Source organism: uncultured Marinobacter sp. (genome assembly GCF_963974375.1).
Classification (GTDB): domain Bacteria; phylum Pseudomonadota; class Gammaproteobacteria; order Pseudomonadales; family Oleiphilaceae; genus Marinobacter.
The window spans coordinates 1-3,052 of record NZ_CAXBDN010000371.1 but is presented as its reverse complement, the minus strand read 5'-3'; the positions used below and the strand labels follow the sequence as shown (position 1 = coordinate 3,052).

Genomic DNA, 3,052 nt, shown 5'->3' with positions numbered 1-3,052 from the left:
ATGCTCTGCCGAGGTCGCTGATGAACGATTTCCTGGGGGGCATTCTTCAGACTCTGCAGCCAGAGACCTGAGACGGCATAACACTTCACTCCGTTCACCCTGATCCTGAGCTGAAACGAATCCTGAACCCCGTTCCTCCTCATCCTGATCCTGAGCTCGTCGAAGGGTCGAAGGATGGGATTTGGGAGTACACGCCCTTCGACAGGCTCAGGACGAACGGAGCTGAAACGAATCCTGAACCCGTTCATCCTGATCCTGAGCTCGTCGAAGGATCGAAGGATCGAAGGGTGAGAACTCCGGAGCCGCTCTCGGGCTCCGGATCGTCCTCTTACGGTCACATGAACCGGTTCAGCTCTTCCTTGGCAATAGCATTGCGATGCACCTCATCAGGGCCATCGGCCGTGCGCAGGTGACGGGCGTAAACGTACATGTCGGCCAGCGGGAAGTCTTCGGTATAACCGGCGGCACCGTGGGCCTGAATGGCCCAGTCAATCACCTTGCAGGCCATGTCCGGTGCGGCCACCTTGATCATTGCGATCTGCTTCTTGGCCACCTTGTTACCCACCAGATCCATCATCTGGGCGGCCTGCAGTACCGAAAGCCGGGTCTGATCGATGGCGATGCGGCAGTCGGCCACACGCTCGCGCCAGACACCCTGTTCTGACAGCTGCTTGTGAAACGCGGTGCGGGACACCAGGCGCTGGCACATCAGATCGAAGGCCCGTTCGGCCTGACCGATTACCCGCATGCAATGGTGAATACGGCCGGGCCCAAGGCGACCCTGTGCGATTTCAAACCCCCGGCCTTCACCCAGAAGCAGATTGCTGGCCGGCACCCGCACGTTTTCAAACAGGATTTCCGGGTGGCCCTTGGGGGCGTGGTAATAACCGTATACCGGCATGTCACGCACGATGGTCACGCCGGGGGTATCCTTGGGCACGATAATCATGGACTGCTGTTTATGGCGGTCGGCGTTATCAGGGTCGGTCTTGCCCATCACAATAAAGAATTTTGTGCGCTCGCCGCAGCCACCGGTAATAAACCATTTGCGACCGTTGATTACATAGTCGTCGCCGTCGCGGACAATTCTGGTTTCGATATTGGCGGCGTCACTGGAAGCAACGGCGGGTTCTGTCATGGCAAAGGAGGAGCGGATCCGGCCTTCCAGCAGTGGCTGCAACCACTCCTTCTGCTGGGCCTCGTTACCATAACGGGCCAGTACTTCCATATTGCCGGTGTCCGGTGCGGCGCAGTTGAATACCTCCGAGGACCACATCACCCGGCCCATGATTTCCGCCAGCGGGGAGTATTCCAGGTTGGTCAGTCCGGGGCCGTACTCTTCCTCGGGCAGGAACAGATTCCACAGGCCCTGGGCTTTTGCCTTTTCCTTCAGCTCCTCAACGATGGGTACGCCGGCATAGGCGTGGCCCCGGGCCTTGTTCTCTTCCAGCTGTTGCTTGTAGAGGGCTTCGTTGGGGTAAATATAATCATCCATGAACGTCAGCAGCTGTTGCTGCAGTTTCTTGACCTTGTCGGAATACTGAAAATCCATTGGAACCTCCTGGGGCTCACTTCTGAGCGATCTGATTCGGAATCACGGCAACCGTGTGGACTCACTATGGGAGCCTCTGCTAAATGAATCAAATGAATTATATGAATCATGTACTATAGATTATAAGAATAGATGCGCTACCGTTCTGTTTTGGTGTAGCTTTGAGCTGGAAAACTCACCCGATTCACCACACCGCTACTGGAGAAAGATGTGCCCGATACTGATTCCGCGGTTTATGTTCGTTCCGATGACCTATACGTCCCGACGGCATTGTCCCGGGGGCCCTGGAGCGCCGAGGCTCAGCATGGCGGAGCGCCGGCGGCCCTGCTGGCGGGGCTTGCCGAAGCTGAAGTGAACGACCCGGATATGTTTCTGTCACGACTGACCATGGAACTGGTGCGGCCGGTTCCCATTGCTCCGCTGGCGGTAGCCACAACCATGGGGCGTGGCAATTCCGTGAGGCGTGTCGAACTGGCCTTGAGTCACGACGGCGTGGTGGTGGCCCGGGCAATCGCCCTGTTTCTGCGCCAGCAACCGCTGCAGCTGCCGACGGCAGGCCAGGCGCAGTCGGCACCGATGCCCATGCCAGCGCCGGACACCTGTCATCAGCGCTTTTCGGTACCGGGTATGCCCAGGGTCACCTCGTTTTACGAGACCGCCATGGATATCCGGGTAGCCGGCGGCAACGTCGGCAAACCGGGGCCCGCATCGGCCTGGTTCCGGTTTGCCAGACCGCTGCTTGAAGGGATGCCCATCTCTGGCGGCATGGGTGCGGTCGCTGCGTCGGATTTCGGCAATGGCCTGAGCTGGATGCTGCCGGTGGAGGACTATACTTTTGTAAACACCGACCTTACGGTTTATCTGCACCGGAATCCGGTCAGCGAGTGGGTAGGCGTCGACAGTAAAATGACAGTGGAGGCCAACGGCGTCGGGCTGGTACGCTCGGATCTGTACGATGAGCACGGCCCTGTTGGCATTGCCCAGCAAAATCTGTTTGTAAGGTCCCGGTCATCCTGATGAGGTAGTGTTCGTTTTAATTTTTGGCAGACCGGAGTTCAGTCCATGACAGCCCTGCGCCGCACCACACGCACCATCGCCATGCCGGAATCCGTCGGTCCGCTGGTTACCCTGGCGCCGGAAGAGGCCGGGATCAGGCTGGCGAGGTTCATCGGGCGGCACCCGCGACTGTTTGTTCTGACTGGAGCCGGCGTCAGCACGGACAGTGGTATTCCGGATTACCGGGATCAGCAGGGGGCCTGGAAGCGCAGGCAGCCGGTGCAGCACCAGGACTTCATGTCCCGGTATGACGTGCGTCAGCGCTATTGGGGCCGCAGTCTGGTGGGCTGGCCGATGATCCGCAATGCCAGACCCAATGACGCCCATTTCCGGATTTCGGAACTGGAACAGCGGCAACACACCACCCTGCTGGTTACCCAGAACGTGGATCGTCTGCACCAGCAGGCCGGCAGCCGCGCCGTGGTGGATCTTCATGGCCGCCTG

Annotated in this window: 3 protein-coding genes; 2 read left to right on the top strand and 1 reads right to left on the bottom strand. The window is 59.1% G+C overall.

The features are described from left to right. Positions 1-334 precede the first annotated feature (334 nt). On the bottom strand, positions 335-1,552 hold the full coding sequence (locus tag AAC035_RS20215) for an acyl-CoA dehydrogenase family protein (RefSeq protein ID WP_339806911.1): 1,218 nt from the start codon (positions 1,550-1,552) through the stop codon (positions 335-337). A gap of 210 nt (positions 1,553-1,762) precedes the next feature. Between AAC035_RS20215 and AAC035_RS20210 the strand changes: the two genes are divergently transcribed. Then, entirely contained in the window at positions 1,763-2,569 is an 807-nt protein-coding gene (locus AAC035_RS20210) for a thioesterase family protein (RefSeq protein WP_339806910.1), read from the top strand. An 81-nt stretch (positions 2,570-2,650) separates the two neighbouring features. Then, a partial coding sequence (locus AAC035_RS20205) for a Sir2 family NAD-dependent protein deacetylase (RefSeq protein ID WP_339806912.1) occupies positions 2,651-3,052 on the top strand: 402 nt, incomplete at its 3' end.

Bases quoted from the DNA above. Each gene is read 5' to 3' on its own strand.
- AAC035_RS20215 (WP_339806911.1), bottom strand. From the start codon at position 1,552: ATGGATTTTCAGTATTCCGACAAGGTCAAGAAACTGCAGCAACAGCTG.